This is a genomic window from Falcatimonas sp. MSJ-15 (assembly GCF_018918265.1).
Classification (GTDB): domain Bacteria; phylum Bacillota; class Clostridia; order Lachnospirales; family Lachnospiraceae; genus Falcatimonas.
This window is the reverse complement of sequence record NZ_JAHLQC010000007.1, coordinates 84,615-108,681: the sequence shown is the minus strand read 5'-3', so window position 1 is coordinate 108,681 and position 24,067 is coordinate 84,615. Positions and strand designations below refer to the sequence as shown.

General features: G+C 34.9%; 30 protein-coding genes. 3 read left to right on the top strand and 27 right to left on the bottom strand.

Annotation, left to right across the window (positions count from 1 at the left end):
• Positions 1–7 precede the first annotated feature (7 nt).
• The 21 genes from KQI85_RS07105 to KQI85_RS16810 all read right to left on the bottom strand — a co-directional run bounded on the left by KQI85_RS07105 (position 8) and on the right by KQI85_RS16810 (position 14,566).
• Complete coding sequence (locus KQI85_RS07105; RefSeq protein WP_216575391.1) at positions 8–442, bottom strand: terminase small subunit; 435 nt, start codon at positions 440–442, stop codon at positions 8–10.
• A gap of 145 nt (positions 443–587) precedes the next feature.
• Positions 588–1,019, bottom strand: coding sequence for a sigma factor-like helix-turn-helix DNA-binding protein (locus KQI85_RS07100; RefSeq protein WP_216575390.1), 432 nt, complete (start codon positions 1,017–1,019; stop codon positions 588–590).
• Between the two features lie 696 nt (positions 1,020–1,715).
• Positions 1,716–2,105: a hypothetical protein gene (locus tag KQI85_RS07095; protein ID WP_216575389.1), complete on the bottom strand. Its 390-nt coding sequence runs from the start codon at positions 2,103–2,105 to the stop codon at positions 1,716–1,718.
• Between the two features lie 87 nt (positions 2,106–2,192).
• Positions 2,193–2,633 (bottom strand): DUF3310 domain-containing protein, encoded by a 441-nt coding sequence (locus tag KQI85_RS07090; protein WP_216575388.1) that lies wholly within the window; start codon positions 2,631–2,633, stop codon positions 2,193–2,195.
• A gap of 4 nt (positions 2,634–2,637) precedes the next feature.
• The gene (locus KQI85_RS07085) at positions 2,638–4,536 is read right to left on the bottom strand and encodes a phage/plasmid primase, P4 family (protein ID WP_216575387.1); all 1,899 of its coding nucleotides are present in this window, start codon (positions 4,534–4,536) and stop codon (positions 2,638–2,640) included.
• Positions 4,537–4,559: 23 nt separating this feature from the next.
• Complete coding sequence (locus KQI85_RS07080; RefSeq protein ID WP_216575386.1) at positions 4,560–5,009, bottom strand: hypothetical protein; 450 nt, start codon at positions 5,007–5,009, stop codon at positions 4,560–4,562.
• Positions 5,010–5,015: 6 nt separating this feature from the next.
• Entirely contained in the window at positions 5,016–6,890 is a 1,875-nt protein-coding gene (locus tag KQI85_RS07075) for a hypothetical protein (protein WP_216575385.1), read from the bottom strand.
• A gap of 64 nt (positions 6,891–6,954) precedes the next feature.
• Positions 6,955–7,395: a DUF669 domain-containing protein gene (locus KQI85_RS07070; RefSeq protein ID WP_216575384.1), complete on the bottom strand. Its 441-nt coding sequence runs from the start codon at positions 7,393–7,395 to the stop codon at positions 6,955–6,957.
• A gap of 36 nt (positions 7,396–7,431) precedes the next feature.
• On the bottom strand, positions 7,432–8,502 hold the full coding sequence (locus KQI85_RS07065) for an AAA family ATPase (RefSeq protein ID WP_216575383.1): 1,071 nt from the start codon (positions 8,500–8,502) through the stop codon (positions 7,432–7,434).
• Positions 8,503–8,504: 2 nt separating this feature from the next.
• Complete coding sequence (locus tag KQI85_RS07060; RefSeq protein ID WP_216575382.1) at positions 8,505–9,188, bottom strand: HD domain-containing protein; 684 nt, start codon at positions 9,186–9,188, stop codon at positions 8,505–8,507.
• Entirely contained in the window at positions 9,158–9,535 is a 378-nt protein-coding gene (locus KQI85_RS07055; RefSeq protein WP_216575381.1) for a VRR-NUC domain-containing protein, read from the bottom strand. The genes KQI85_RS07060 and KQI85_RS07055 overlap by 31 nt, the downstream gene beginning before the upstream one ends.
• Positions 9,513–9,698: a hypothetical protein gene (locus tag KQI85_RS07050; protein WP_216575380.1), complete on the bottom strand. Its 186-nt coding sequence runs from the start codon at positions 9,696–9,698 to the stop codon at positions 9,513–9,515. The genes KQI85_RS07055 and KQI85_RS07050 overlap by 23 nt, the downstream gene beginning before the upstream one ends.
• Positions 9,667–10,974, bottom strand: a complete 1,308-nt coding sequence (locus KQI85_RS07045; RefSeq protein WP_216575379.1) for a DEAD/DEAH box helicase — start codon at positions 10,972–10,974, stop codon at positions 9,667–9,669. The genes KQI85_RS07050 and KQI85_RS07045 overlap by 32 nt, the downstream gene beginning before the upstream one ends.
• A 37-nt stretch (positions 10,975–11,011) precedes the next feature.
• Complete coding sequence (locus KQI85_RS07040) at positions 11,012–11,293, bottom strand: hypothetical protein (RefSeq protein WP_253293778.1); 282 nt, start codon at positions 11,291–11,293, stop codon at positions 11,012–11,014.
• A gap of 13 nt (positions 11,294–11,306) precedes the next feature.
• Positions 11,307–11,567 carry a DUF6275 family protein gene (locus tag KQI85_RS07035; RefSeq protein ID WP_216575378.1) on the bottom strand — a complete coding sequence of 87 codons (261 nt, stop codon included), beginning with the start codon at positions 11,565–11,567 and terminating at the stop codon, positions 11,307–11,309.
• Between the two features lie 35 nt (positions 11,568–11,602).
• Positions 11,603–11,776, bottom strand: a complete 174-nt coding sequence (locus KQI85_RS07030) for a hypothetical protein (RefSeq protein ID WP_216575377.1) — start codon at positions 11,774–11,776, stop codon at positions 11,603–11,605.
• Between the two features lie 2 nt (positions 11,777–11,778).
• Positions 11,779–11,973, bottom strand: a complete 195-nt coding sequence (locus KQI85_RS07025; protein ID WP_216575376.1) for a hypothetical protein — start codon at positions 11,971–11,973, stop codon at positions 11,779–11,781.
• A gap of 64 nt (positions 11,974–12,037) precedes the next feature.
• Positions 12,038–12,940 (bottom strand): hypothetical protein, encoded by a 903-nt coding sequence (locus tag KQI85_RS07020; protein ID WP_216575375.1) that lies wholly within the window; start codon positions 12,938–12,940, stop codon positions 12,038–12,040.
• Positions 12,941–13,105: 165 nt separating this feature from the next.
• Positions 13,106–13,735, bottom strand: coding sequence for a BRO family protein (locus KQI85_RS07015; RefSeq protein WP_216575374.1), 630 nt, complete (start codon positions 13,733–13,735; stop codon positions 13,106–13,108).
• 257 nt (positions 13,736–13,992) lie between these two features.
• The gene (locus KQI85_RS07010; RefSeq protein WP_216575373.1) at positions 13,993–14,244 is read right to left on the bottom strand and encodes a helix-turn-helix transcriptional regulator; all 252 of its coding nucleotides are present in this window, start codon (positions 14,242–14,244) and stop codon (positions 13,993–13,995) included.
• Between the two features lie 199 nt (positions 14,245–14,443).
• Positions 14,444–14,566, bottom strand: coding sequence for a hypothetical protein (locus tag KQI85_RS16810; protein WP_256448197.1), 123 nt, complete (start codon positions 14,564–14,566; stop codon positions 14,444–14,446).
• A gap of 153 nt (positions 14,567–14,719) precedes the next feature.
• Between KQI85_RS16810 and KQI85_RS07005 the strand changes: the two genes are divergently transcribed.
• The 3 genes from KQI85_RS07005 to KQI85_RS06995 all read left to right on the top strand — a co-directional run bounded on the left by KQI85_RS07005 (position 14,720) and on the right by KQI85_RS06995 (position 17,326).
• Complete coding sequence (locus KQI85_RS07005) at positions 14,720–15,178, top strand: helix-turn-helix transcriptional regulator (RefSeq protein ID WP_216575372.1); 459 nt, start codon at positions 14,720–14,722, stop codon at positions 15,176–15,178.
• Between the two features lie 17 nt (positions 15,179–15,195).
• On the top strand, positions 15,196–15,654 hold the full coding sequence (locus KQI85_RS07000) for a hypothetical protein (RefSeq protein ID WP_216575371.1): 459 nt from the start codon (positions 15,196–15,198) through the stop codon (positions 15,652–15,654).
• Positions 15,655–16,219: 565 nt separating this feature from the next.
• Positions 16,220–17,326 (top strand): tyrosine-type recombinase/integrase, encoded by a 1,107-nt coding sequence (locus tag KQI85_RS06995; RefSeq protein WP_216575370.1) that lies wholly within the window; start codon positions 16,220–16,222, stop codon positions 17,324–17,326.
• A 225-nt stretch (positions 17,327–17,551) separates the two neighbouring features.
• Here KQI85_RS06995 and KQI85_RS06990 read toward each other — a convergent pair whose 3' ends face one another.
• From KQI85_RS06990 to glmS, 6 genes are all read right to left on the bottom strand, one after another.
• Positions 17,552–18,562 (bottom strand): GGGtGRT protein, encoded by a 1,011-nt coding sequence (locus tag KQI85_RS06990; RefSeq protein ID WP_216575369.1) that lies wholly within the window; start codon positions 18,560–18,562, stop codon positions 17,552–17,554.
• 17 nt (positions 18,563–18,579) lie between these two features.
• Positions 18,580–19,272, bottom strand: a complete 693-nt coding sequence (locus tag KQI85_RS06985) for an iron-sulfur cluster assembly scaffold protein (protein WP_216575368.1) — start codon at positions 19,270–19,272, stop codon at positions 18,580–18,582.
• 212 nt (positions 19,273–19,484) lie between these two features.
• Entirely contained in the window at positions 19,485–20,615 is a 1,131-nt protein-coding gene (locus KQI85_RS06980) for a cell wall metabolism sensor histidine kinase WalK (RefSeq protein WP_216575367.1), read from the bottom strand.
• Positions 20,608–21,300: a VanR-ABDEGLN family response regulator transcription factor gene (gene vanR, locus KQI85_RS06975; RefSeq protein WP_216575366.1), complete on the bottom strand. Its 693-nt coding sequence runs from the start codon at positions 21,298–21,300 to the stop codon at positions 20,608–20,610. The genes KQI85_RS06980 and vanR overlap by 8 nt, the downstream gene beginning before the upstream one ends.
• A 66-nt stretch (positions 21,301–21,366) precedes the next feature.
• Positions 21,367–22,035, bottom strand: a complete 669-nt coding sequence (locus KQI85_RS06970; RefSeq protein ID WP_216575365.1) for a UDP-N-acetylglucosamine pyrophosphorylase — start codon at positions 22,033–22,035, stop codon at positions 21,367–21,369.
• Between the two features lie 204 nt (positions 22,036–22,239).
• Entirely contained in the window at positions 22,240–24,066 is a 1,827-nt protein-coding gene (gene glmS / locus KQI85_RS06965) for a glutamine--fructose-6-phosphate transaminase (isomerizing) (RefSeq protein ID WP_216575364.1), read from the bottom strand.
• Position 24,067 lies beyond the last annotated feature (1 nt).

Below are 24,067 nucleotides of genomic sequence, written 5' to 3'. Positions count from 1 at the left end.
GGCTCACCTACTCTTTTAGGTCATTTACGATAACAACCGGTTCGACTTCCATACTCACTGATTCTTTAAATAAACCATAACGTTTACCAAGTAATTCAGCTGCTCTTAGTCTTTCTTTTTCATCAGGTGCTTTTTTCATTTTTCTTGCATCTGAACAGCCGTCACCTGTCCCCTCAATGACCACTATTTCTGCCTGGGATTCACCGCGCAAAACAGATGTCAGGTATTCCATGACTTCTTTTGCATCAGCAGTCTTTTCAGAACTGATTTTATTGAGCTGTTTATTGATATACTCCTGAATCTTAGTAATTTTTAGCAATTTATTAGCACATACTGCAGCAGAACTATCTTTTTTCACATTTGGATATGCAGCCTTATATGCTCTGGTTCCATTGCAATCAATTAAATATTCATCACAAAACTTTCTTTGTTTGTCTGTCATTACCTGTCACCTGCCTTTCTCTTAAACATAAAAAAGAGCGTCCTCTTTTGGATGCTCTTTGATAATACTATTATAGCACATCAAAATGTGTTATTGTGTGTTAACTTTAATTTTTCACAATATCAGTATACCATATCTGAATGTGTTATTGTGTGTTAAGTTGTGTCATTCTTGATGCGAAATGCTGTAATGCTCTTCCATGCAGATGCCTTACATGTTCATAACTAAATGACATTTCAACAGCTATCAGTTCCAGGCTCTTATACTCAATGTATCGTTTATACAGAATCTCAATGTCTCTGACATCATCAAGTTTATGTATCTCATTTATTCTTGTATGCTTCAGTTCTATCAGTGCATTAATATCAAGTTCTATCTCATGTTCCAGCTCTGTATATTTAATAACACTCTTACTCAGACTTTCGTTTGACACAAAACCTGTCTGTACTCTGTCTTTGGAATAATCAAGTCCGCCTGATGACATTGCAAGTTCTTTAAGACTTTCACATTCCTGTTTCTTCTGTCTAATTTTTATCTCAAGTAACCTCACCTGTGATAGATAAGTTTTTGCGTTCATCCTCATCTGTCCTCCCTCTGCTATATCGTCAATGTATTTCTATATTGTCAGTGTGTTAACTCCTTTTATAGATTACACTTTTTTATTATATTATATATATTTTATTTATTAGTCTAAATCTGCGATTTCTCTTTAAAATATATAAAAATAGAGAAAAAAGTGTAATAAGTGTAATTTTTTCTTAGAAACCTAGTATCTATGCGACTTGTAGCGATTACACTTTTTATTTTAAAAGTGTAATAAAGTGTAATCAGTTTTTTATACCAAAACTGTTGTAATTAAGCATTGGTGCTGTCTGTAGCGATTACACTTTATTGCGTTAAGGTTACACTTTTGTTTTCTGACATTTTCTTTAGTACTGTAAAATTTTATTTTATGACCATAAAAATTACACTTTTATTACACTTAATTACACTTTTGCCCCTCAAAAAGTGTAATCGCTGTAGCCATTGGTATTACTACATTACACGAGTTATCCACATTTTATCCACAGCCAAAATTACACTTTTTTTCAGTCAAGCACCAAAAACTGTAAACACCGCACTGTTACTACGTTTCAGCGACTTTTTCTTCAAAACTCATTTTTAATTATGTACTTTTATAGTTATTACTTTTTTCTACTGATTTTCTGCTCCAGCTTGACACATAAGACAAACATAAGTCCACAGAAAATATAAAATTTTAATATGTTCATTTCTACCTCCGTCCATATTTTTCATGTATCATATCCCACTCTTTTAATACCTGTGCTGCAGTTGGACGCATGCTGCTGACGCATTTTTTTAACATGGATGTACTGTATCCATATTTATGCGACATTTCTTCCCATGTGACACCTTTTAAGAAATCCTTATAAATCTGTCGTTTAAGTTCTACACGTCCTGGTACTTCTTCAAGTTCATCTGCATCAGACACAAATATATATTTATGTGCTTTGCCATTTTTATGCTTAACCAAAGATGAGAAAAACGAATTAGCCTGACTAAATCCCATCTGTTTTGCACACTCTTCTGCTGTTCCCTGTGCTATCACCTCGTCTGTCTTGCATAAATACACTGTGTAGTATCTCTTTGCTCTCTTGCCCATTTCTTATCCCCCTTGTTATTGCCTTCCATGCTGATTTTTTTAGATTCTTGTAACTGTTGTGTTGCTTAGATGCTCTTTTGCTCATTATCAATCTCCCTCCAATTCTTCCATTAAGTCACATATCTGCTCTTTGAAATCATCAAGCTCTGCTTTAAGTTCTTCAATCTCTGCATCTTTATCATTAAAAATATCTCCCAAAATGTCTGCTAAAGTATACGCACCATAATAATCATAAAGCATGGCTATCACACTCTCAGGTGTCTTAGTATCTGTGGCTTTTTTAATGGCCGGATAATAATATTTTTCTGATAATTCTTTTGCTTTTTGCTGATACCATACTGCTTTTTTTGCATCTTGCTCTATATCACCTTTATGTCCTGCACGATAGGTATATTTATACTCGTTGCCAATACAGAAACCAAATACAATCTGTGGTGAAAAAAGTTCTTCCATCTCTACAATACATTCTTTTCTCCCAGGCACATTATAGTGCTCTGGGTGGTTAATCATTTCTTTTTCCTTGCTCATACATCTATTCTCCACTTCTTATATATATTCTTACTGATTTTTTATTAATATTTGCGACTTTAACTTCATAATCATAGCCTTTTAACTGTCTGGTAAATGCTGCAAGGCTTAATGGTTTAAGGTTTTCCGATACACAGAATCCTTCATATTTTTCATACACTCTGCGTGTCAGTTCCCCATTTATGTTAATGTTTTCTTCTTCACAATGTCTTAAAAATCCAAGGACCGGATTATTAATTACACTGTATTCATCAAGTTCTGTTTCAACTGCAGCACAGGTTGTATAATTGTTTACTTTAAGCAAGCGTTTTAATCCTTTTAATGCAAGCTGGATCATATACTCCATACTCTCATCCGTCTTAAGTTCATATTCAATGTTTGGATTAAATGCTACATCAGATGTTTTAAAATTAGCTTTAAAAGGTACGATTATTAATCTTCTTAAGATTGCCTGAGCATCTGCACCTTTACCAAGCCTTGGGATTGCGTTTGCTGAAAATAACAGCTTACAGAACGGTTTAAAATTGAACTTCGGCTGTCCTTTCTGCTCTGCGTCAATCGTCTCACCTGTGACAATCTTCTTGAATGTTGCCGTATCAACTATAAATTCACCTGATATATCATCACCGATATTGGCAAGTTTGTTATACATCATAACTGTTGAAAATCTGTCATCCAATCTCTTTAAATCAAGAGCTGATGTATTTTTTTCCGACAGCATGTTTGATACTGTTTTTAAATATGTACTCTTTCCATTTGCACCACTTCCTGTAAGCATTACAGCCTTACCACCTGCAAGTGTATTGGATCTGTACATACATGAACCAGCGACTTCTTCAAGTACCGCTCTCACTCCAATGTCGTTACATGACACATTATTAAGCATTGTGTCTATCGCATCGCTGTGTGCGTTTTCAGAGTAGTTCCATGGTATAAGGTTAGTTATTACGACTTCCGGTGTAAAACTGCTAAATTCGTCCGTCAGCACGTCATAAAGACCGTTTCTAAATCCTATGATATTAGGTGGTGCAGGCTGTACATCATCAGGTACAATCAGTTTTATGTATTCAAGTACTTCCTGCCTTCTTGACCTTGATAATTTTGGAAGATATTTAATCATTGCGGCTTCTATTACATCTGTACCTGTTACATATATACCATCTTTATATGTGTGTAACTGTCCATTTAACCTGATTACATGCTCTTTATTCTTAATAAACTCTGCAAATACATCAAATTGGAACTTGTTATCTTCATCAAAAAATAGTGTTGTCTGAAATGCTTCATCCCTTAATATTACTTCAAGTTCTTCATCTGCAAGGGGTTCAGCAAATACATAACTGTTAATTATCTTTATTGTGTCTCTTGCATCTTCTGTTGACATTCCAGCTGTCTGAAGTGACAATATATAACCAAACAGCGCACTGTTTCGTGCATCATGTTCCTTCAGATTAACCATCTCTTTTGCTGATGCTACAGGTCTTAAGAAATATGGTACTTTGTCCGGTTCTTCTGAATCCTGTATCATCTGACGTTCAGTACCATGTATCTTAAGTATTGAGTAACTGTTCTTTTTACCAACTTTTATATCTGCTCTCAATCCACATGCCAAGGGTACATTGGTTGCACACTGTTTTATCTTACCATCATCTTTAAATAGAAAGTGTTTACCTCTTGTTGTCTGATATATACGACAGTTGATATGTCTGTCTGTGACGATTCTGTACAGTATATCTGCCTGCACAGTATCATCAATATCAATGAGTACAGTATTATCAGCAAGTACTCCGGCAAAACTCTCAGCATTTTTAACATCATCATATGTCTTTAAATCTGTACGGTCCTTAAACTTCTCTATACACTTTTTACCATTTGTGAGAACATATCCTCTGAAATACTGCATTTTCAATCACCGTCCTGTCTAATTTATTTTAAATAAAATGGAAGTATCATACCGCATAACTTATCATCTTCATAACAGAATATAGGTGAATGACCATCGCGCCCTCTGAATGTATTGCAGCTGTCGAACTGTTTTAATAATTTTGCATCAACATACACCATTGCATCATCGCTGATTTTAAATTCCACTAATGTTGTCTTGCCATCGTTACTCATTCTGAATACATTTGTTTTTGTCGCTGGTGTTGTGTCTACGTCAAACATAGGCTTTATTTTCACTGGAGTCATATCGAATATCTTAAGGTCAAGATAAAATTTATCGACCGGTATAAGGATCATGTAGTATCCGAGTGGGTCTATAAGTCCGATTTCATTATCCATGCATCCATATTTCCACTTTCTACCAAATGTCTTATTCTCTATCGCCTTTATATTCGTCTTAAGCACTTCCTGCTGTATTTTTATGTAATTCATATTTACCTATCTCCTCTCTCCAAATCCAGCTAATATCTTATTCGCTTTATCTATGTAATATTGTCTGTCAAGTTTCTGCGGCACCGTCATACCCTCAACTGATTCATTATGTATAAAACAGTGGTCAGGTGTATTGGCAAACTTACTACGTTCTCCATCTCTGATTTTTAGTATTCTTCCATCTGACATATCAGTACTTGCAAACACTCTGTATGATTTATTAACATATTTATCTGTACTGTCATATACATAATTTGTTTTCTTAACTCTTACACCTGTTGTCACTACTCTTGGTTCACAATGTTCATGTTCAACATGATTATAAAGTGATGAAAGTTTCACTATCTTCTGGAACATTCCAAATTCATTACAGTTATATACAGTATCCTTAACAGGTGTCTTATGTACCATATAATCAACAACAGCTTTATTCACTATTGGTAAATCGTTATCTATCGGTGACAGTGGTTTTACTGCGCCTATTCGCTCAACCTCGCTGTTTACATCAATCCACAGATAATTATTAACATCTCTCTGATAAATCTCATCTATGCAGTCAAGAGCAAGTCGTATATCACAATTATCTGTACTACATCTCTGCTCCCACTCATAACATATATCATCCAGTAATTCGAATGCTTCATCTGTATCAGGCAACCATATAATCAAACCATCAGTATTTGATTGAATTAATCTGAACCCTGGTATCACTTCAAGATGTTCAATTAAATCAAGTAACATTAACTGTCCATTGATGCACATCAGATTATTGTTACGAGGATCATATGCAGGGTTTGTTATATCTTTCATTGCTCCTGATAGTGCATTAAGCATTTTTTTATATGGCAACTGTGCTTTTTTCCACTTCTTTACTTCTTCTTTATCCTTTGCGGCTTTCTGTTTTTTCTTAAGTTCCTTACGTGTGTCGTATACAATCTTGTAATTATCATTAGTTGCTGCTCTTGTAACAAGTTCCCATGCGAGTAACATCGATGGATAATAGTTGTTAACATCGACATGATATCCTGCACCATCTTTATGTGACATGTGTACAGGTTTATTCTCTGCTCCATGCAGACCACCGAAACCGAATGTATGTGGTATACCTGCAATCTCAACTGTGAGTGATTTTGATTTATACCATGCTCTTTTTTCATTTTCATTTTCAAAGTTAAGTGCTTTGGCTTCTGACATAATCTGCACAAACCAATCTGCAACAAATTTGTATTTCTTAAGCTGTATACATGGTAATATGGCAAAATCAAACTCATCTTTGTACTCACGTCTTATACATCCAAGGACTTTCGCTGTAAGTCTTGATTCAGTATCTCCGACATCTTTTATTGATACCATGTCTGGGAATGCTTTAATAATCCCTATTGTTGCATCCCACACATCACTTGTTAATAACATAATTCTTATTGTCTGCATGACATCCATGTGACAGTATTTGAATGTCATCTGAATCTCTTCATCTGTAAGTGGTCTGTCAATATCAAATGGTACTTCTGTCTCTGTTATATCATCATATAAAAAAGCTTCTACAGTCTTTAATCCTATTCTTCCTGTTGCAGTCATCACATCATAATTAATCATCTGTATCTGATTAAATGCCGTTGTGTACTGCCATCCCTCACGACCTTCTTTTATTATCCAGTCGTTCACTTTCTTTGGATTAAGTCCCAACAGTATTGCTTTGTGGATATACATATCATAATGTCTGTTATTAAATCCTACCCATACACCATTAGCATTACTGTCATGCAGCTTTTTAAGTCTTTCCGTATCATTGTGTATATGGTATTCTTCACCTGTATTCATATCAACCGCAACTACAAGCCAGTCATATTTAAAAACTTCATAATCATAAATAATCATCATGTCACCTCTCACACATCCTGCAGGAATAATAACTATGCTGCAGGATGTGATTTCTAGTTATTAATTATTTATCCCATACGTCACCTATTTCAATTTTACTGTATCCTTTATCATTGGTTGAATATTCAACTTCACAAGCAACATTCCCACCTACTTCTTCGAGTACATCCTGTAGCATATCTGCAAATTGGTTGTAATCTTCAAATTCAACATCTGTTTCAACAGATAACTGTCTTAACATCTCTAATACAATGTTAATCTGCCATTTATGTTCTACTACCTGGTTACTGAATATCATCTTATTCTTATACTGACCCTCTATAACCTTGAACCATATTGATGTCATTAACTTATTTGACTTAGTTGCTTTCAATTCAATATTATTAACTTCACATACATATTTACCATCTGGTAAAGGTTCTCTGTTACCATGTTCAGGTTCTTTCTCAAAATCTTCTGTTCCAATCTTTTTGTTCCATTCTTCCATTAACTGTTCTCTGTTCATGTCTTATTTTCTCCTATTCTATGATTGTTATTTTATCTATGCTCTCACCTTGCGTGTTCTTCCACGGCGGGTTGTTGCAATCTCAGTTGCACCTTTTGTAAATTCTTCCTGTGTTACTTCCACCCAGTCAGACTCTATGATGTCACCTTTATGTTTAACTATGTAATTATTATCTGCTGTTCTGAACCATGCTGTCTCTGCTGTTACTGTCTGCTGTTCTTCCTTTATATCTGCAGACTCTTCACCGATTCTGTCGAAGTCAACAGCTTCTGTATTTTCCTCTTCTGCAATCTTATCAACAGCTTCAAGAGTATCTTTTAACTCTTCTTCTGCTTTTGCTCTTCCTCTTGTACGCTTTGGTTTTTCTGCTGTCTCTTCCTCAGACTGTGATGCACGTTTTCTTGTGCGTCTGCCATTTGCATCCGGTTTTTCAATGTCAGATGCAACCTGTTCATCTGCCCGCTCCATTGCTGTGTCACTCTTATAATCACCAATTTCATAGAAATTACGGATCTTATCAACAACATAATTCAAATCATTATCAACTGCATAAGTTGGGAACATCCCCATAGGTGACTTTACTGTATCTTTACCACTGTTCTGTGTGTAGAAGTAATATTTACCTTCATTCACACCAGTTCTTAAAACGATAGTAAAAAGTCCTTCAATTGTAATCTTCTCACGAAGTAATTTTCCAATTAATTTGATTGTGGTTATACCATTTTCAAGTGTCTCTGTATGAGTCATATAAGCGACTACAACATCATCAGGAAGTTCTTTGCATATCTCAATAATCTCAAAATAATTCGAACCGAAATCATTCCATTTATCCCAGCCTGCTTCCTTAATACGGTTCATATATGGAACTGAAAGAATGTACTGGAAGTCATCAACTACTAATAACTTCTTACCTGCATTAACCTCTTCTCTCATAAACTTACAAATTTTACCTGCTTCAGTTTCACTATTAAGCATTGTGAACTTACCCTTGAATGGTAATGGTTTACCAACCGGATTTATTATTGCTGTTGTCTTTGGATCACAATTTCTTATACTTGTACTCTTTCCTGTACCTGATTCACCCATAATTAAAACCATCTGTGCCATTATTATTCTTCCTCACTTTCTATTGTTGCGTGTTCTATAACTCTGCTTGACCATAAATCAGCAAAGTGTAATATCATATACAGTGGTGTCTCGTTACCTTTAACACCGTAGTTAGCTGTCTCATATAACCCATCGTGGTATCTGATTGCAAATTCCTCTTCTTCAGTTAAATCAATAAACAGACTTGCTAACTTGATACTTCTTGTAGCGTGGTCTATTGGTAAAAGATCCGGATTGCGTTTATATGGTTTGGCTGCTGAAAGTTTTCCACTCTTCAGTACATTTGGTACATACATCTGCTTACCATAATCTCCACATTTACCAAGATCATGGAGTAATGATGCAATAATTACACTGTTTGCCATGTCAGTGTCAAATTTCAATATACCTGCTATTGACATCGCTGTTGTATATACATTCAAACTATGTTCAGCGAGTCCTCCCGGCTGTGCCATGTGATTACCTCCACTTGCCGGAGCTGTAAAGAACCCTATCTCATCCATGTAATCAACAAGACTCTCCATTCCATCTCGTCCAGTTCTCAATAACTCACTGATTATGTGTCTTTTAGTTTTCTCAACTGAATCTGATACCTCATTAACTATCACTGTTGTTTCCATCTCTTCTTTTTTGCTTTTAGTTGTGTTTTCAGACACTACTGTCTGATTTTCAATTTTTTGTTCCATGTTAATCTTCTCCTTTGCATTATTGCGTAATATTCATTAGCCTTTATCAAATCTCCATGTGTAATGGAGTCAATAAACAATTTAAATGTTTCAAACATATCCGGATACAGCAGTATCGCATATCCACCGGACTTATCTATCTCTCTTAATGTCACAAGTTGCACTGCCGATGGTCTACCTTCATCAGCTTTAATCTCAACTGCAATAAACATACCCATGTGACATATAAGCAGATCCGGAATACCTGCTTTGGTGAACTGTCCACCGCCCCAGTATTTAATCTCCCATGCTCCACTGTATTTCAGATAGTCTTTAATCTTGTTTTCAAATAGCTTTTCTCCTGCCATCTCCATATCCTCTCATATCAACATATTCTCGTAACTGTTTAACTGTCGCATCTTTCAGGCGGTCGAGTTCATACATATTCATAAATTCAATCAATTTATCACCTGTGCTGTTACTTCTATTATGAATTATCCTAATTAGTGAATCCTTTTCTGAATAACTCATCTGTATAATCCCTCTTTTCTTCTAGTGCCTTGTATATGTCCTCTTCTATACTGTTTCTGCATAACATCACATAGTAGAAACACGACTGTGTCTGTCCAATTCGATGGATCCTTTTCTTGCTCTGTTCAAATAAATCTGACCTTTCCGGAAGACTGTAATAAATAATTTTATTGGCTTTCTGTAAATTAAGTCCCATGGCGCCAGCTTGGTATTGAATAAACGTGACGGAATTGTCATATCTCCCATAAGAATATAAATCCTTATCTATACCATTCACTATGCTGTGTGGTATTTCACGCTCACATACAATAGCTAATAATTCTTCTAATTCACATGTGAAATTGTAGAAAACTATAAGTCTGTCATTGGTAGATTCCAATAAATCCTCAAATGCTTTTAACTTCTCTCTGCTGTATGTACTACATAACTGACGCATATATAATCTCTTGGTCAGCGATGTATCAGCAATCAATTCAACATCATCAACGCATACATAACCTGTTTGTTTAAATCTCTTATATTCTTTTGGTATTGATACATAGTTCTTAATGAATGTCTGTTCTGGAAGTTCAAAACATTCCTCTGTCTTCATAAATACTGCACCATGTTCCCGGAGCTTACGTTTCAATCTGTCAACATTCTTATAAGGATCTGACTTATCAACAATCTTGTGTGGTACTCCAGCGACATCAATAGTTGTCCAATTTATATACTGCCTGTCATATATCTCACGCTTAATGTTCCATCCAAGTAATTGGCACTGCGACCACATATTCTCATACTTGCCTGCGACCGGAGTACCTGATAGCAGAATCACATTTTCCGGTGTTAATTTCAGAATAAACTTGCTCTGTTTGGCTTTCTCATTCTGAATGAGTGAGCTCTCATCAAGCATTAATGTGAAGTCCTTAAGAGTTAACAGTTCCTTGCGTCTCCATGCAAGTTCATAATTGATGACACCAACAAACATATATCTTGGTGGAAAAACTTTCATAGAAGTCATTTTAATAAACAGTTCAAATTGTTTTTTATCTGTTAAGTCAAAAACATCATCAATTAAAAATCCATCCGTGTTTGGTACTGTCCTAAAATGCTCTACCCAATCGTCAATTTTTGATTTCTGACATATCACGAGATTTATTTTGTTACCAAGCTGTATCATTTTTTCAGCACCAACAAAAGTTTTTCCAAGACCCATATCAAGATAATATGCACATCTATTTAAACCTGCAGTCTTGTCTAATGCTTTTATCTGATGTGGATATAACTTTAACATTTCAATCACCTCCTTAAAATCCACAAGAAACAGTAATTTATTTACTGTACAAATCAATTTGTTTCATTTTTTTAAGAAATAACTTCATCTCGTATCCTGTAAGACCAACACAAGTATTACCAATCTTCTTTTTGTCCATTAACTCACTATCATAAGACTGTAAAATATGTTTGCCAGAAGCTTTATGTAAAATATCTACAGATTGAGTAAAATTATATTTACTATTTTTTCTCTCGTATCTTACACCATACTTATCTTCTTTGATTTTAACAAATCCAATATCTGCTAATTTTTTGTCTACTGTTTTAAATAATTCCATAATTTGTTCTCCTTTACATTTCAAAATTAAACTCATCAGATGAAATCTTATTGTTGATAATCTTCTGATAAATATCTACATACACTTCATCTTTATCTCTGTTATAAGTAACTTCTGCATACTTATTACCCATTGGTTGCCCCCAAATAGTACACTTCTTATAACCTAACTCATGCGCAAACCACACAAGATCCAACTGGTCAACACTGATATTCTCACTTAATGTCTGAATTACTGCATTTTTTGCAACTTTCTCAAATTCGCAACTTGTCATTTTTAATCACCTACCTTTTAAACCTGCAGTCTTGTCTAATCAATATTTAACCCTGTTGATATCATTAATATGACACTCTCAACAGTCAGATTATGAGATAGTATGATACTACTTAATACTTCATCATCTATCGTGTTTGCAATTCTCTTGTTATCATTTCTGTACTCAATCAGTAATTTCAATAATTCTTCTTCTTCTGCTCTTGTCATTGTCATTTCTCCTCTTCAATCTTTATTCCTGTCACTTCTTCAAACTTCTGACGACTTATGTAATAACTCCATCTCGTTGATGTCTTAATTGCGTATCCAAATGTGAAGATGTTTCTCTGTAACCCTACTCTGATGAATTGCTGTGTACAGTTCATAAGTTCAGCTGCTTCTTTGACTGTTAATCTGTTCTTACTCATTAGTCATCATCCTTTCATCTTCTCTTATATTATGGGAGAAAAAATTTAAAAGTTTCGGTTGTTTTTATATCTCAACATCAATTCCTGTAATTTCTCTAAAAATCTCTTTATCAAAGTTTGGAAGACTCATTACAGCATCTTTATCAGATGAGGATAAATTATTCCACCACTCTTGTCTTTTTGATTCTTTTTTAATGTACTTCAAGAATCCACCTGTTGTTGAATATTCTGGATGAAGTCTCTTCTCTTCATCTGTCATAACCTCTTTATTTATCCAAGTAAACACATTTAAAGGACATTTTGTTAGAATATCTCTTGCGTCCGACTTCAACCAATCCTGATATGTCCAATCAGAAGGTTTATTAAACAGGAAAATCTTTGGTGATTCTGTGTTGAAACAACCATTTGAACAGCAAGTCTTGTTCCAATCGCCACTGTTCCAATTTCCACTGTTGTAATTTCCACTGTTGTAATGTCCACTGTTGTAATTTCCACTGTTGTAATGTCCACTGTTGCAATTTCCACTGTTGTAATTTCCACTGCTCCAATCGCCACTGTTGTAATGTCCACTGTTCCAATTTCCACTGTTCCAATTTCCACTGTTCCAATTTCCACTGTTCCAATTTCCACTGTTGTAATGTCCACTGTTGCAAAGACCAGTGCAGGCTTTTCCAAGGTTCACCAGGTCAAGCACTTCCTGCCAGGTGATTTCCCTGATAATATGAATTTTGTTGGTGCTGCACTTGCTGTTATCATTGTTGGTGTCAATGTCACCAAGTGCTTCCACTTCTGCAACCTTGTTATCAGGATTAAACGAATAATAATTGAAACAATCTGCTACTTTTGTGCAGAAATGAAATCCCCTGTCACAACATTTTGGTGTGACATCTTCTGTGAATGTTTTTCCCACTTCAAACTGAAACCCTCTGCAAGTCCAGTCTGGATTGAATACTTTGAATCCTTTCATTCCATTACCTCCTATTGTTCCTGTACTTGTTTCTCTTATATTATGGGAGAAAAAATTTTAAAAACTTGTCTCCATATAACTGGTAAAATTCATAATTAATTCCTCCTACTATTCAACATTAATTTCTTACGATACTATTATGGTAGAAAACCTCAAATAATTTCATCAACCATTTAATCTCTTCTTATTTGCCCTATATATGATGTAATCTTCATACGTTGGTTGCTTTTTACCTTTTGGTTGTGAGTAGATAAAATCTACCATATCCATTGCATCAGCCATTGTCATTCGCTCTGGTTTAATAAAACATTCTGGAAGTTCAACACCGAACTGCTCACATATCTTCTTGACTGCTGTTGCAATCTCTGTCGGTGATGCCTTTTGTGCTTTCATTGTTTCTCTTGTTACTTTAATGAGATTAACCACCTCACCAAGGCTTGTCGCTTTTGGTGTATATCCTGACATCTCATAGTGTCCTGTTTTTCTGATGCTTGGAAGAACTTCGCTTGTTACCCAGTGCTTAAATCTTTTGGCTGATGGAAGTTTACTTCCTAGGATTAGACTGTATAAGCCTGACTCGTTAATGATAGGTGTATTCTGCATTCTACCTATGGAGTCCTGAATTGGGATTTCATCTACATCATCCTCATCTACATGGTCTCTAATGGCTTTCGTTGCTCTCTCATATCCCAATACTGTTGCCACATCTTTTCCCACGAACCAAGGCTCGTTATTTGTCATTACTGTTCTTATTGTTCCAAATTCTGTACTCTTAAAAATCTGTAAATTGTTCATATTTCATTTTCTCCTTTCATACTCCTATTATGGGAGTTTTGAGTAAAATATTTTCTCTCCGTATGGATTTTCTTGTTTCACATATATTATGGTAGAAAAAATTTAAAAAACTTGTCTCCGTATAGCAGTTAAAATTCTTAATTAAATCCTCCTAATATTCAACATTAATCTACTTACGATACTATTATGAGAGAAAACCTTAAATAATTTCATCAACCATTTAAATAGGGCGTTCCATTTTGGAACAACCTAACTATTCAGCTTTCTATTTCGGTTAAACCGAAGTCTAAAGGTAAAAAAATAAGCCTGTTATAAGGCACACCATATAAGTGTTCTATCTTCTTTAAAATTGGTATATCCGGATAGCTTTTTCCTCTTTCATAATTGCTTAAAGTATCTACACTAATCCCCAGATATTTAGCAGCTTCAATTTGTGTATATCCGCACAATTCTCTTGCTTGTTTTAATGTAGTTCTCATTGTTTCAGGTATCTTATTAATCGTTCTCATGTATCAACCTTTCTCCCCGTATCGCCGATAGGACAGCTCTTTCTTATCAGAACAGCAACAAGTAAAGGCCTACTACTGTACAAATAAGAATTACAATCGCCAAAATTAACTTAATCAATTCATAAATTAACTTTTTCATATTGATTTATCAGTGAATCCATGATAAGGTAAAAGCGGGTTGGGGCTTTCGCCCCTCCCTCTAAAATAATGACTCTACTATCATTTTTATGACTGAGAGTAGAGTGCCTATTTCCAAGGCGAGCCAGATGAGTGCTGTTACCACTTTTCTGGCTTTTTTTATTTTCCTTATCATTTCATCCACCGTTTCTTCCTCCTTTCTCTTATGACTGTTTCCTTGCTACTCTCTTATTATACTTCGGTTTTACCGAAATGTCAACGGTTTTTTCTAATTTTTTTCTTAAAATATTGATTTTTTTACGGTTTTACCATATAATAAAGACATGGAGGTGGTCTAATGAGTGCTTTAGGCAATAAAGAAATAATGGCTAAAAACATTAAATACTATATGTCATTATCAAATGTATCTCAAACAGAATTATGTAATACTTTAGGTATTAAGATGCCAACTTTTTCTGATTGGATTCATGCGAAAACTTATCCTCGTATTGATAAGATTGAATTAATGGCGAACTACTTCGGCATAACCAAAGCCGACCTCGTAGAAGAACATACTAATAAAGACACAGTAACAATTCAGAAAAGCAGTTATGAGAATAAGTTAATCTCTGAAATTCAGAATTTAAATGATAATGGAAAGATTAAATTAATTGATACTGCTCGTGAAATGGCATGCAACCCGCTTTACAACGACAACTATCTACAAGCTGTTGCAGCTCATGAGCGAACCGACATAGAAGTAACAGCAGACATGATTAAGCATGATGATGATATCATGGATGATGATAATTTCTAATTAGGCAGGTGTTATATATGCTCTATGAAGAGATGTTGATTGAATCAGATAAATACAATCTGATTATAAAAGAAAAGCCACTTCAAGCGAGTGACGGACGTGTAAATGGTAATAGAATCGCTATTCGTAAAGACATTGAAACACAAGTTGAAAAGTCTTGTGTTCTTGCTGAAGAGTTAGGACACTACCACACTACTTCTGGTGATATTCTTAATCAGGAAGACGTGGCGAATAGAAAACAGGAATACAGAGCAAGATTGTATGGTTATAATATGAAAATCGGACTTATGGGACTTGTGAAAGCATTTGAACATGGTTGTAAAACTTCCAGTGAAGTTGCTGAATATCTTGATGTGACAGATGAATATCTACAAGATGCCATTGATTGTTATACTAAAAAATATGGTACTTATACCATGTTCAATCATTACATCATTTACTTTTGTCCTTGCTTGGGGGTTATCAGACTGAAATAACTCAATTAGAACTCAACATTGAGTTATTTTTTTAGCCCCAAGATTACACTTTTTTATTAAGAATTACACTTTATTACACTTTTTTGAGTATAAGTGTAATCTCTGTAAGTAGCTTAATTACTACATTCTTGATAAAAAATTACACTTATTACACTTTTTATCTATTTCTTATATATTTTAATTATATTTATATAGTATATATATTATATATTATAATAAAAAATAATTATATATAGGGGCATTTTTTTGTAATAAGTGTAATCAAATCTCGCAATCCCGCTTGTGGCAAGGGCTACAGCGATTACACTTTTGTTTTGAAAGTGTAATCAAAGTGTAATTGAAGTGTAAAAAGTGTAATTTTCAAATATATGTTCTGTATTATAGACACAAAGAAAGAGTACTCATAAGCGAAGGGGGTTGAGTACTCTTTCTTAGAAAGGATAATTATTACTAATGAAAAATTCAATACCAATTGTTATACACACATCGGGGGTTCGGTATACATCAATGGCACTTTTATAATACACCACTACGGTGGTAATGGTAACATTAGGAGGTTATTTTTATGAAAAATCCAAACAGTTATGGTAACATAAGCAAATTGAGTGGTAACAGACGTAAGCCTTGGCGAGTTCGTATAACAAAAGGATGGGTATATGTCAATGAATCGGGGGAGCAGATAACTAATCCCACCCAAGAGCAGCTTATATCTGGAGAAGTTAAGCAAAAACAGGTATATTCGACTTTAGGATGTTATGCTACCAGGACCGAAGCGATAAAGGTTCTTGCAGAATATAATGATGATCCTTATGATTTGGAACGTTCCAATCTCACATTTGCAGATGTTTATGATAAATGGTCCGATGAGCATTTTAATAATATTGTACCATCGGCAGTAAGAACGTGGAAATCAGCATACAGTTACTGTACTCCACTTTATGGTATGCGTTTTAAAGACATCAGAACTTATCACCTGGAGCAGACAATTAAAAATGCCAAAGTTGGTGATAATACCAAGGGTAGAATGAAGTCACTTTTCAATTTAATGTATAGATGGGCGATTAAGCATGAAATCACTAATACAGATTATGCAGCTCTGTGTGACAGTATCAAAAAACCTAAAGCGCAGATTGTAAGAGTTCCATTTTCAGATGATGAGATACAGACATTATGGGATAATATCGACTTTCCATTTGTTGATATGATTCTTATAGGTATCTATACCGGATTCAGACCACAGGAGCTTGCAATCCTTAAAATTACAGATGTTGATATTAACGACTGGATAATAAAAGGGGGTCTTAAAACAGATGCAGGACGTAACAGAATAGTCCCAGTTCATTCAAAGATTAAAGGTATCGTTAAAGACAATTATAAGAAAGCTTTGGATATGGGGGCTGACACTTTATTTAACGATGAGAATGGACAACAAGGAACTAATCTGACATACGATAAATATCGTGGACGTTTTACAAAAGTAATGAAGAGATTTAACATGGAGCATCGTCCACACGATACCAGGCATACTTTTATAACTCTCGCTAAGAGATATGAAGTAAATGAATACGTCCTCAAATTAATCGCTGGCCATGCGATACAAGACGTTACCGAATCGGTATATACTCACAGAACTATTGACGATATGAGAGCAGAGATAGAAAAGATCCAATAATATAATTAAAAAGCGCACCAACCATCAGCCATTTTCCATTGGAAAGTGGCTTTTTTACTAACTTTCTTGTGTGTCATACTTGTGTCATGTGCGTGTGTCATACGTGTGTCATACGTGTGTCATACCTCTTAAAAATCGACCTATTTTACACGATTTTTACTTGATTTTCGGGACACAAAAAAAGCCTTGAAACATTGATATTTCAAGGCTTTCCGTGTTTTTTAATTAGAATTTACCAGCTTTAGCGGCTTCCTCGATAGAAACAGCAACTGCAACTGTAGCACCAACCATTGGGTTGTTACCCATTCCGATAAGACCCATCATCTCAACATGAGCTGGAACTGATGATGAACCTGCGAACTGAGCATCTGAATGCATACGTCCCATAGTATCTGTCATACCATATGAAGCAGGACCTGCTGCCATGTTATCTGGGTGAAGTGTACGTCCTGTACCACCACCTGAAGCAACTGAGAAGTATTTCTTACCCTGTTCGATACATTCTTTCTTATATGTACCTGCTACTGGATGCTGGAAACGTGTTGGGTTTGTTGAGTTACCTGTGATAGATACGTCAACACCTTCTTTATGCATGATTGCAACACCTTCTGTTACATCATTAGCACCGTAGCAATTAACTTTTGCACGAAGACCTGTTGAATATGATTTTCTGAATACTTCTTTAACTTCGCCTGTATAGTAGTTCATCTCTGTTTCAACGTATGTGAAACCATTAATTCTTGAGATAACTTGAGCTGCATCTTTGCCAAGACCATTTAAGATAACTCTTAAAGGTTTCTGACGAACTTTGTTAGCTTTTTCTGCAATACCGATTGCACCTTCAGCTGCTGCGAATGATTCATGACCAGCTAAGAAACAGAAACAATCTGTATCTTCTTCAAGTAACATCTTACCAAGGTTACCATGTCCTAAACCAACTTTTCTCTGGTCAGCAACTGAACCTGGAATACAGAATGCCTGAAGACCTTCACCGATTGCTGCTGCTGCATCAGCTGCTCTTCTGCATCCTTTTTTGATTGCGATAGCTGCACCTACTGTGTAAGCCCAACATGCATTTTCAAAACAAATTGGCTGAATACCTTTTACCTGGCTGTAAACATCTAATCCAGCATCTTTTGTAATTTTTTCTGCTTCTTCAATTGAAGAAATACCATAGCTGTTTAATACAGCATTGATTTTATCTATTCTTCTTTCATATGATTCAAATAAAGACATTTTCGTTACCTCCTTGATTATTCGTTTCTTGGGTCAATAATCTTAACAGCATCTGCTACTCTACCATACTGACCTTTAGCTTTTTCCCAAGCTGTGTTAGGATCGTCACCTTTTTTGATGAAGTCTGTCATCTTACCAAGTGATACGAACTGGTATCCGATAATCTGATCTTCTTCGTCAAGAGCGATTCCTGTTACATAACCTTCTGCCATCTCAAGGTAACGAGGACCTTTCTTAAGTGTACCATACATAGTACCAACCTGGCTTCTTAATCCTTTACCTAAATCTTCAAGACCAGCACCAATTGGAAGTCCTTCTTCTGAGAAAGCTGACTGTGTTCTTCCGTATACGATCTGTAAGAATAATTCTCTCATAGCTGTATTGATAGCATCACATACTAAGTCTGTATTTAATGCTTCAAGAATTGTTCTTCCTGGTAAGATTTCTGATGCCATAGCTGCTGAATGAGTCATACCTGAACATCCAATAGTTTCAACTAATGCTTCCTGGATAATGCCCTCTTTAACGTTAAGAGTAAGTTTGCAGGCACCCTGCTGTGGAGCACACCAGCCAATACCGTGTGTAAGACCTGAAATGTCTTTAATTTCTTTTGCTTTTACCCATTTTGCTTCTTCTGGGATTGGAGCAGCACCATGTTTAACACCCTGTGCTACTGTACACATTTTTTCTACTTCATGTGAATAAATCATTGTATTTCTCCTTTCAAAATTTGAATTTCAAATTGTAGGCACATAATAAATACTTCTTCTTTGCAGATTAAAAGACGTACTTACTGACTTGTGTAATATGTGGTCTATATGATTGATAAAACTTTAACCACATCCGAAGTTATTCTCTCACATCCTTTTAAATTAGTCCATAGTTTTTTTCAAATTTATTCATTTTTTATGAAAAAATTGGTCTAAGCTACAGGAATAACCACTAAAAATGTAGTCTGACCATCGACACACGATGCTGTTATTGTCCCATCGTGTCGGTTAACTATCTCTTTAGCGATTGCAAGTCCAAGACCAGAGCCACCTGTTGCTGATGATCTTGATGAATCGAGTCTGAAGAACTTATCAAAAAGCGAATCTAACTGTTCTTTTTTAATATCATCACCTTTATTAGAGAAAGTTATCATTACTCGACCGCCTATATGAACCGCCTTGACTATAATGGCTGTGTTCTCATAACTGTATGCTATTGCATTTCTCAACAGGTTGTCGAATACTCTTGCAAGCCTGTCCGGATCTGCATTTATAATTATATCATCTTCTATATCTGTCTCGAATGTCATATTCTTAGGATACAAAAGAGGATAGAATTCATCTGTAATCTGACTTAACATCATAGATAGATTAATCTCCTGTTTCTCTATCTTCATGTCAGCCACATTATAACATGTTATCTCAAAAAATTCTTTTATAAGTTCGTTAAGTCTGTTTGCTTTTTCAAGTGATATATTAACACATTTTGCACGTTTCTCTGTATCCATATCAGGGTTATCTCTAAGCATTGTAAGATATGCTATTATCGAAGTGAGCGGTGTCTTAAGATCATGTGCCAGATAGAGTACAAGATCGTTCTTTCTCTCTTCACTAAGCTTCGCCTGTTTTTCTTTAAGTTCTATTGTATCCTGAATTCTATTAAGTTTCTTCTCTATTGGTTCAAGTTCATGCGACAGCACAATTCTTCCTGAAGCCGGATCTATTATGCTGTCAATTCCATTACCAACTTCATCAAAGTACTTACTAAACTTGGACATTCCTATATAGAAATATACGGCAAACATAGATATAAAGCCAAATAGCACATATAATGTCTTATTTCTTCTAAATATAACTTTGTACCATTCTATCGCTTCATCTCTTGTCATTCCAAACATATGTCTTAATGTTCTTATAAAAAATTCTGCAAATGGATCTTGTAATATTCCATCAATAAGAAGATTAAATATAAAAAATATTGTAATCCCTGCAAGCACTGTCATTAAAAGTGTATTTCTGAATATTTTAATCTTTAATTCATTATATTTTGTCTGCTTACTCAACTTTGTATCCTACACCCCATATCGTCTTAACAAACTCTGCTTTTCCGGCGGGTTCGTGCATCTTCTCTCTGATATGTCTTATATGAACCATCACTGTATTGTTACTATTTTTAAAATATTTTTCGCCCCAGATAGTCTCAAACAACTGTTCTGAGCTTATTACCTTACCTCTGTTATCACACAAAATCCAAAGAATGGAGAATTCTATCGGTGTAAGTACTAGTTCTTCTCCATTATATACTGCTCTATGCGTGTCTTTACATAGTTCAAGTCCTCTATATTCTATATATTCTGTATCGCCTTTGTATGCTTCATTATAACTTGTATAACGTCTAATCTGAGCTTTAACTCTTGCCACAAGTTCTAATGGATTGAAAGGCTTTGGAATATAATCATCTGCTCCAAGTGTAAGCCCTGTAATCTTATCCATGTAATCAGTCTTCGCAGTTAACATAATTACTGGAAAATTGAATTTTTCTCTAATCTCCTTTAGCATCTTAAATCCATCAGTATCAGGAAGCATTACATCAAGAAGTGCAAGATCTACATTGTATTTTTCAATATATTCAAGTGCTGAAGTTCCATCGTAGAACTTCTTAACTTCAAAATCCTCATTAACAAGATACATCTCTATAAAATCTGCTATCTCTTTTTCATCATCTACTACTACTATCGTTTTTCCCAATTATGTCACCTCATCTCTTATGTACTGGTATTACTTATTAACATTGTAACTACAAAAGATTCTATTCTAACAGTTTTTTGCTACAATTTCCCCTGACTTCTTGTATATACTATCTGCTGCTATGTATCCTCTTACCATTGATAATGGATATATGTTACTGTGACGGCCAACAACTGTTCCCGGATTAAGTACGGAATTACATCCGACTTCAACATTATCACCTAACATAGCACCAAATTTCTTAAGTCCTGTATCAACTTTTATTCCATTAATATTAACTGTTACTAGTGTCTTATCCTGTTTTACATTAGATGTTATAGAGCCTGCACCCATGTGTGATTTGTATCCGAGTACTGAGTCGCCTACATAATTATAATGTGGTACCTGCACACAGTTAAATATTATTACGTTCTTAAGTTCTGTTGAATTACCAACTACACAGCCTTCACCAACAAGTGCATTACCTCTTATAAAAGCACAATGACGTACTTCTGTATTCTTACCTATAATACATGGTCCATTAATATATGCTGTCTTTGCTACTTTTGCACTTTTTGCAATCCATATATCTTCTCCGACTTTGTCATATTCATCTGTAGGAAGTGTACTTCCAAGCTCCTTAATATACTCACCTATATATGGCAACACTTCCCATGGATATTCTTTTCCTGCAAATATATCTTTTGCTATTGTCTCATCAAGGTTATACAGATTCTTAATCTTTAACTCTTCCATTCCTATCTATACCTCTTTCTATATTCTCTTATCAGCTACCAGACTAATGTATATGATGTTGGGGTCAAAAGCCCCAACTTTGATGCCTACGAATTGCTCCGTGCTACGCACTCCCACAATTCCACTGAGTATTCGCATATCGCGGGATTGTCATCCTGCTTATATGTTCTTACAATTTTATTATCTTATAACTATCTATACTTATTACTCAACAGTTACTGATTTTGCAAGGTTACGAGGTTTATCAACATCACATCCTCTGCCTACTGATACATAATATCCAAATAACTGAAGTGGAACTACTGCAAGTGATGATGTAAAATATTTATGAGTCTTTGGTATGTATATTACATAATCTGCTGTCTCTTTATCAAGAATATTATCTTCATTAGTTACAGCAAGAACAAATGCTCCTCTTGTACGAACTTCTACTATATTGCTTATTGTCTTCTTGTAAAGTTCTTCATTAGTTAATACTGCTGTTACAAGTGTTCCTTCTTCTATAAGTGATATTGTTCCATGTTTTAATTCACCTGCAGCATAGGCTTCTGAATGAATATATGATATCTCTTTTAACTTCAATGAGCCTTCAAGTGATACTGCATAATCCTGACCTCTTCCGATGAAGAATACATCTTTTGCTCCCACATATCTGTTAGCGAAGAACTGTATGTTCTCTTTATCTCCAAGTATTGTCTGAACTTTATCAGGTAATAACATAAGTTCTTTTAACATATCGGAATATTCCTCTTTTGCAAGTGTTCCTTTAACTTTTCCAAAATACATTGCAAGAAGATATAATGCTGATAACTGTGTTGAATATGCCTTAGTAGTAGCTACAGCTATCTCAGGTCCTGCCCATGTATACATAACATTATCTGATTCTCTTGCTATTGTACTTCCTACTACATTAACAATACCTAACACTTTTATTCCTCTTGATTTAGCTTCTCGTAATGCTGCGATTGAATCTGCAGTTTCACCTGACTGGCTTATTATAATTACAAGTGTTCCTTCTTCAAGAATAGGGTTACGATATCTGAATTCAGATGCAAGATCTACTTCTACTGGAATTCTTGCAGCACCTTCTATTACATATTTGCCATTAACACCTGCATGATAAGCAGAACCACATGCAACGATGAATATTTTTTTGATATTCTTAATATCTTCTTCTGTCATTGTAAGTTCATCAATTACTATCTCTCCATTTTTTACTCTAGGACTGATTGTATCTCTTAATGCTTTTGGCTGTTCATATATCTCTTTTAACATAAAATGTTCATATCCTGATTTTTCTGCTGCTGATATATCCCATTTTACTTCTGACATCTCTTTTTCAATCTCTTCAACATCTGAATTGTAGAAATGTACATCTTTTTTGCTAAGCTCAACAATCTCTTCATTCTCAATAAAATATACATTACGTGTATATTTCAATATTGCCGGTACATCTGATGCAATAAAGTTCTCATGCTCACCTACACCTACAATAAGCGGACTATCTTTTCTTACTGCATATAATTTGTCTGGATGATCTTTAAAGATTATACCTAATGCATATGAACCTTCAACTCTATGCATAACTTTTGCTATTGTCTCAACCGGGTTGCCATTATAATAATAGTCAAGTAAATGAGCTACAACCTCTGTATCTGTCTCAGATATGAATGTATAGCCTTTTTTAATAAGCTTCTCTTTTAACTTCATATAATTCTCAATAATACCATTATGAACAACAGCTATTGTCTCTTTAGCATTATGATGTGGATGAGAATTAGTAACAGATGGTGCTCCATGAGTAGCCCATCTTGTATGTCCGATTCCTATGCATCCTTTTAATGCTTTTCCATCTCCTGTAAGTTCACGAAGTACCTGAAGTCTTCCTTTTGCTTTTACTATATTAATATTCTCACCGTCAAAAACAGCAAGTCCTGCTGAATCATATCCTCTATATTCAAGTTTTGTTAATCCGTCAAGCAGAATTGGTGCTGCCTCCTGATTACCTATATATCCAACTATTCCGCACATA

Bases quoted from the DNA above. Each gene is read 5' to 3' on its own strand.
- KQI85_RS06995 (WP_216575370.1), top strand. From the start codon at position 16,220: ATGAAAAATCCAAACAGTTATGGTAACATAAGCAAATTGAGTGGTAAC.
- KQI85_RS07105 (WP_216575391.1), bottom strand. From the start codon at position 442: ATGACAGACAAACAAAGAAAGTTTTGTGATGAATATTTAATTGATTGC.
- KQI85_RS07050 (WP_216575380.1), bottom strand. From the start codon at position 9,698: ATGAGTTATTCAGAAAAGGATTCACTAATTAGGATAATTCATAATAGA.
- KQI85_RS06985 (WP_216575368.1), bottom strand. From the start codon at position 19,272: ATGATTTATTCACATGAAGTAGAAAAAATGTGTACAGTAGCACAGGGT.
- KQI85_RS07090 (WP_216575388.1), bottom strand. From the start codon at position 2,633: ATGAGCAAGGAAAAAGAAATGATTAACCACCCAGAGCACTATAATGTG.
- KQI85_RS07075 (WP_216575385.1), bottom strand. From the start codon at position 6,890: ATGATGATTATTTATGATTATGAAGTTTTTAAATATGACTGGCTTGTA.
- KQI85_RS07010 (WP_216575373.1), bottom strand. From the start codon at position 14,244: ATGAGAACGATTAATAAGATACCTGAAACAATGAGAACTACATTAAAA.
- KQI85_RS06990 (WP_216575369.1), bottom strand. From the start codon at position 18,562: ATGTCTTTATTTGAATCATATGAAAGAAGAATAGATAAAATCAATGCT.
- KQI85_RS07100 (WP_216575390.1), bottom strand. From the start codon at position 1,019: ATGAACGCAAAAACTTATCTATCACAGGTGAGGTTACTTGAGATAAAA.
- KQI85_RS07030 (WP_216575377.1), bottom strand. From the start codon at position 11,776: ATGACAAGAGCAGAAGAAGAAGAATTATTGAAATTACTGATTGAGTAC.
- KQI85_RS07025 (WP_216575376.1), bottom strand. From the start codon at position 11,973: ATGAGTAAGAACAGATTAACAGTCAAAGAAGCAGCTGAACTTATGAAC.
- KQI85_RS06970 (WP_216575365.1), bottom strand. From the start codon at position 22,035: ATGGAAGAGTTAAAGATTAAGAATCTGTATAACCTTGATGAGACAATA.
- KQI85_RS07055 (WP_216575381.1), bottom strand. From the start codon at position 9,535: ATGGCAGGAGAAAAGCTATTTGAAAACAAGATTAAAGACTATCTGAAA.
- KQI85_RS07035 (WP_216575378.1), bottom strand. From the start codon at position 11,567: ATGACAAGTTGCGAATTTGAGAAAGTTGCAAAAAATGCAGTAATTCAG.
- KQI85_RS07040 (WP_253293778.1), bottom strand. From the start codon at position 11,293: ATGGAATTATTTAAAACAGTAGACAAAAAATTAGCAGATATTGGATTT.
- KQI85_RS07065 (WP_216575383.1), bottom strand. From the start codon at position 8,502: ATGGCACAGATGGTTTTAATTATGGGTGAATCAGGTACAGGAAAGAGT.
- KQI85_RS07000 (WP_216575371.1), top strand. From the start codon at position 15,196: ATGCTCTATGAAGAGATGTTGATTGAATCAGATAAATACAATCTGATT.
- KQI85_RS07005 (WP_216575372.1), top strand. From the start codon at position 14,720: ATGAGTGCTTTAGGCAATAAAGAAATAATGGCTAAAAACATTAAATAC.
- KQI85_RS07045 (WP_216575379.1), bottom strand. From the start codon at position 10,974: ATGTTAAAGTTATATCCACATCAGATAAAAGCATTAGACAAGACTGCA.
- KQI85_RS07095 (WP_216575389.1), bottom strand. From the start codon at position 2,105: ATGGGCAAGAGAGCAAAGAGATACTACACAGTGTATTTATGCAAGACA.
- KQI85_RS07070 (WP_216575384.1), bottom strand. From the start codon at position 7,395: ATGAACAGAGAACAGTTAATGGAAGAATGGAACAAAAAGATTGGAACA.
- KQI85_RS07060 (WP_216575382.1), bottom strand. From the start codon at position 9,188: ATGGAACAAAAAATTGAAAATCAGACAGTAGTGTCTGAAAACACAACT.
- KQI85_RS07080 (WP_216575386.1), bottom strand. From the start codon at position 5,009: ATGAATTACATAAAAATACAGCAGGAAGTGCTTAAGACGAATATAAAG.
- glmS (WP_216575364.1), bottom strand. From the start codon at position 24,066: ATGTGCGGAATAGTTGGATATATAGGTAATCAGGAGGCAGCACCAATT.
- KQI85_RS07020 (WP_216575375.1), bottom strand. From the start codon at position 12,940: ATGAAAGGATTCAAAGTATTCAATCCAGACTGGACTTGCAGAGGGTTT.
- KQI85_RS07085 (WP_216575387.1), bottom strand. From the start codon at position 4,536: ATGCAGTATTTCAGAGGATATGTTCTCACAAATGGTAAAAAGTGTATA.
- KQI85_RS07015 (WP_216575374.1), bottom strand. From the start codon at position 13,735: ATGAACAATTTACAGATTTTTAAGAGTACAGAATTTGGAACAATAAGA.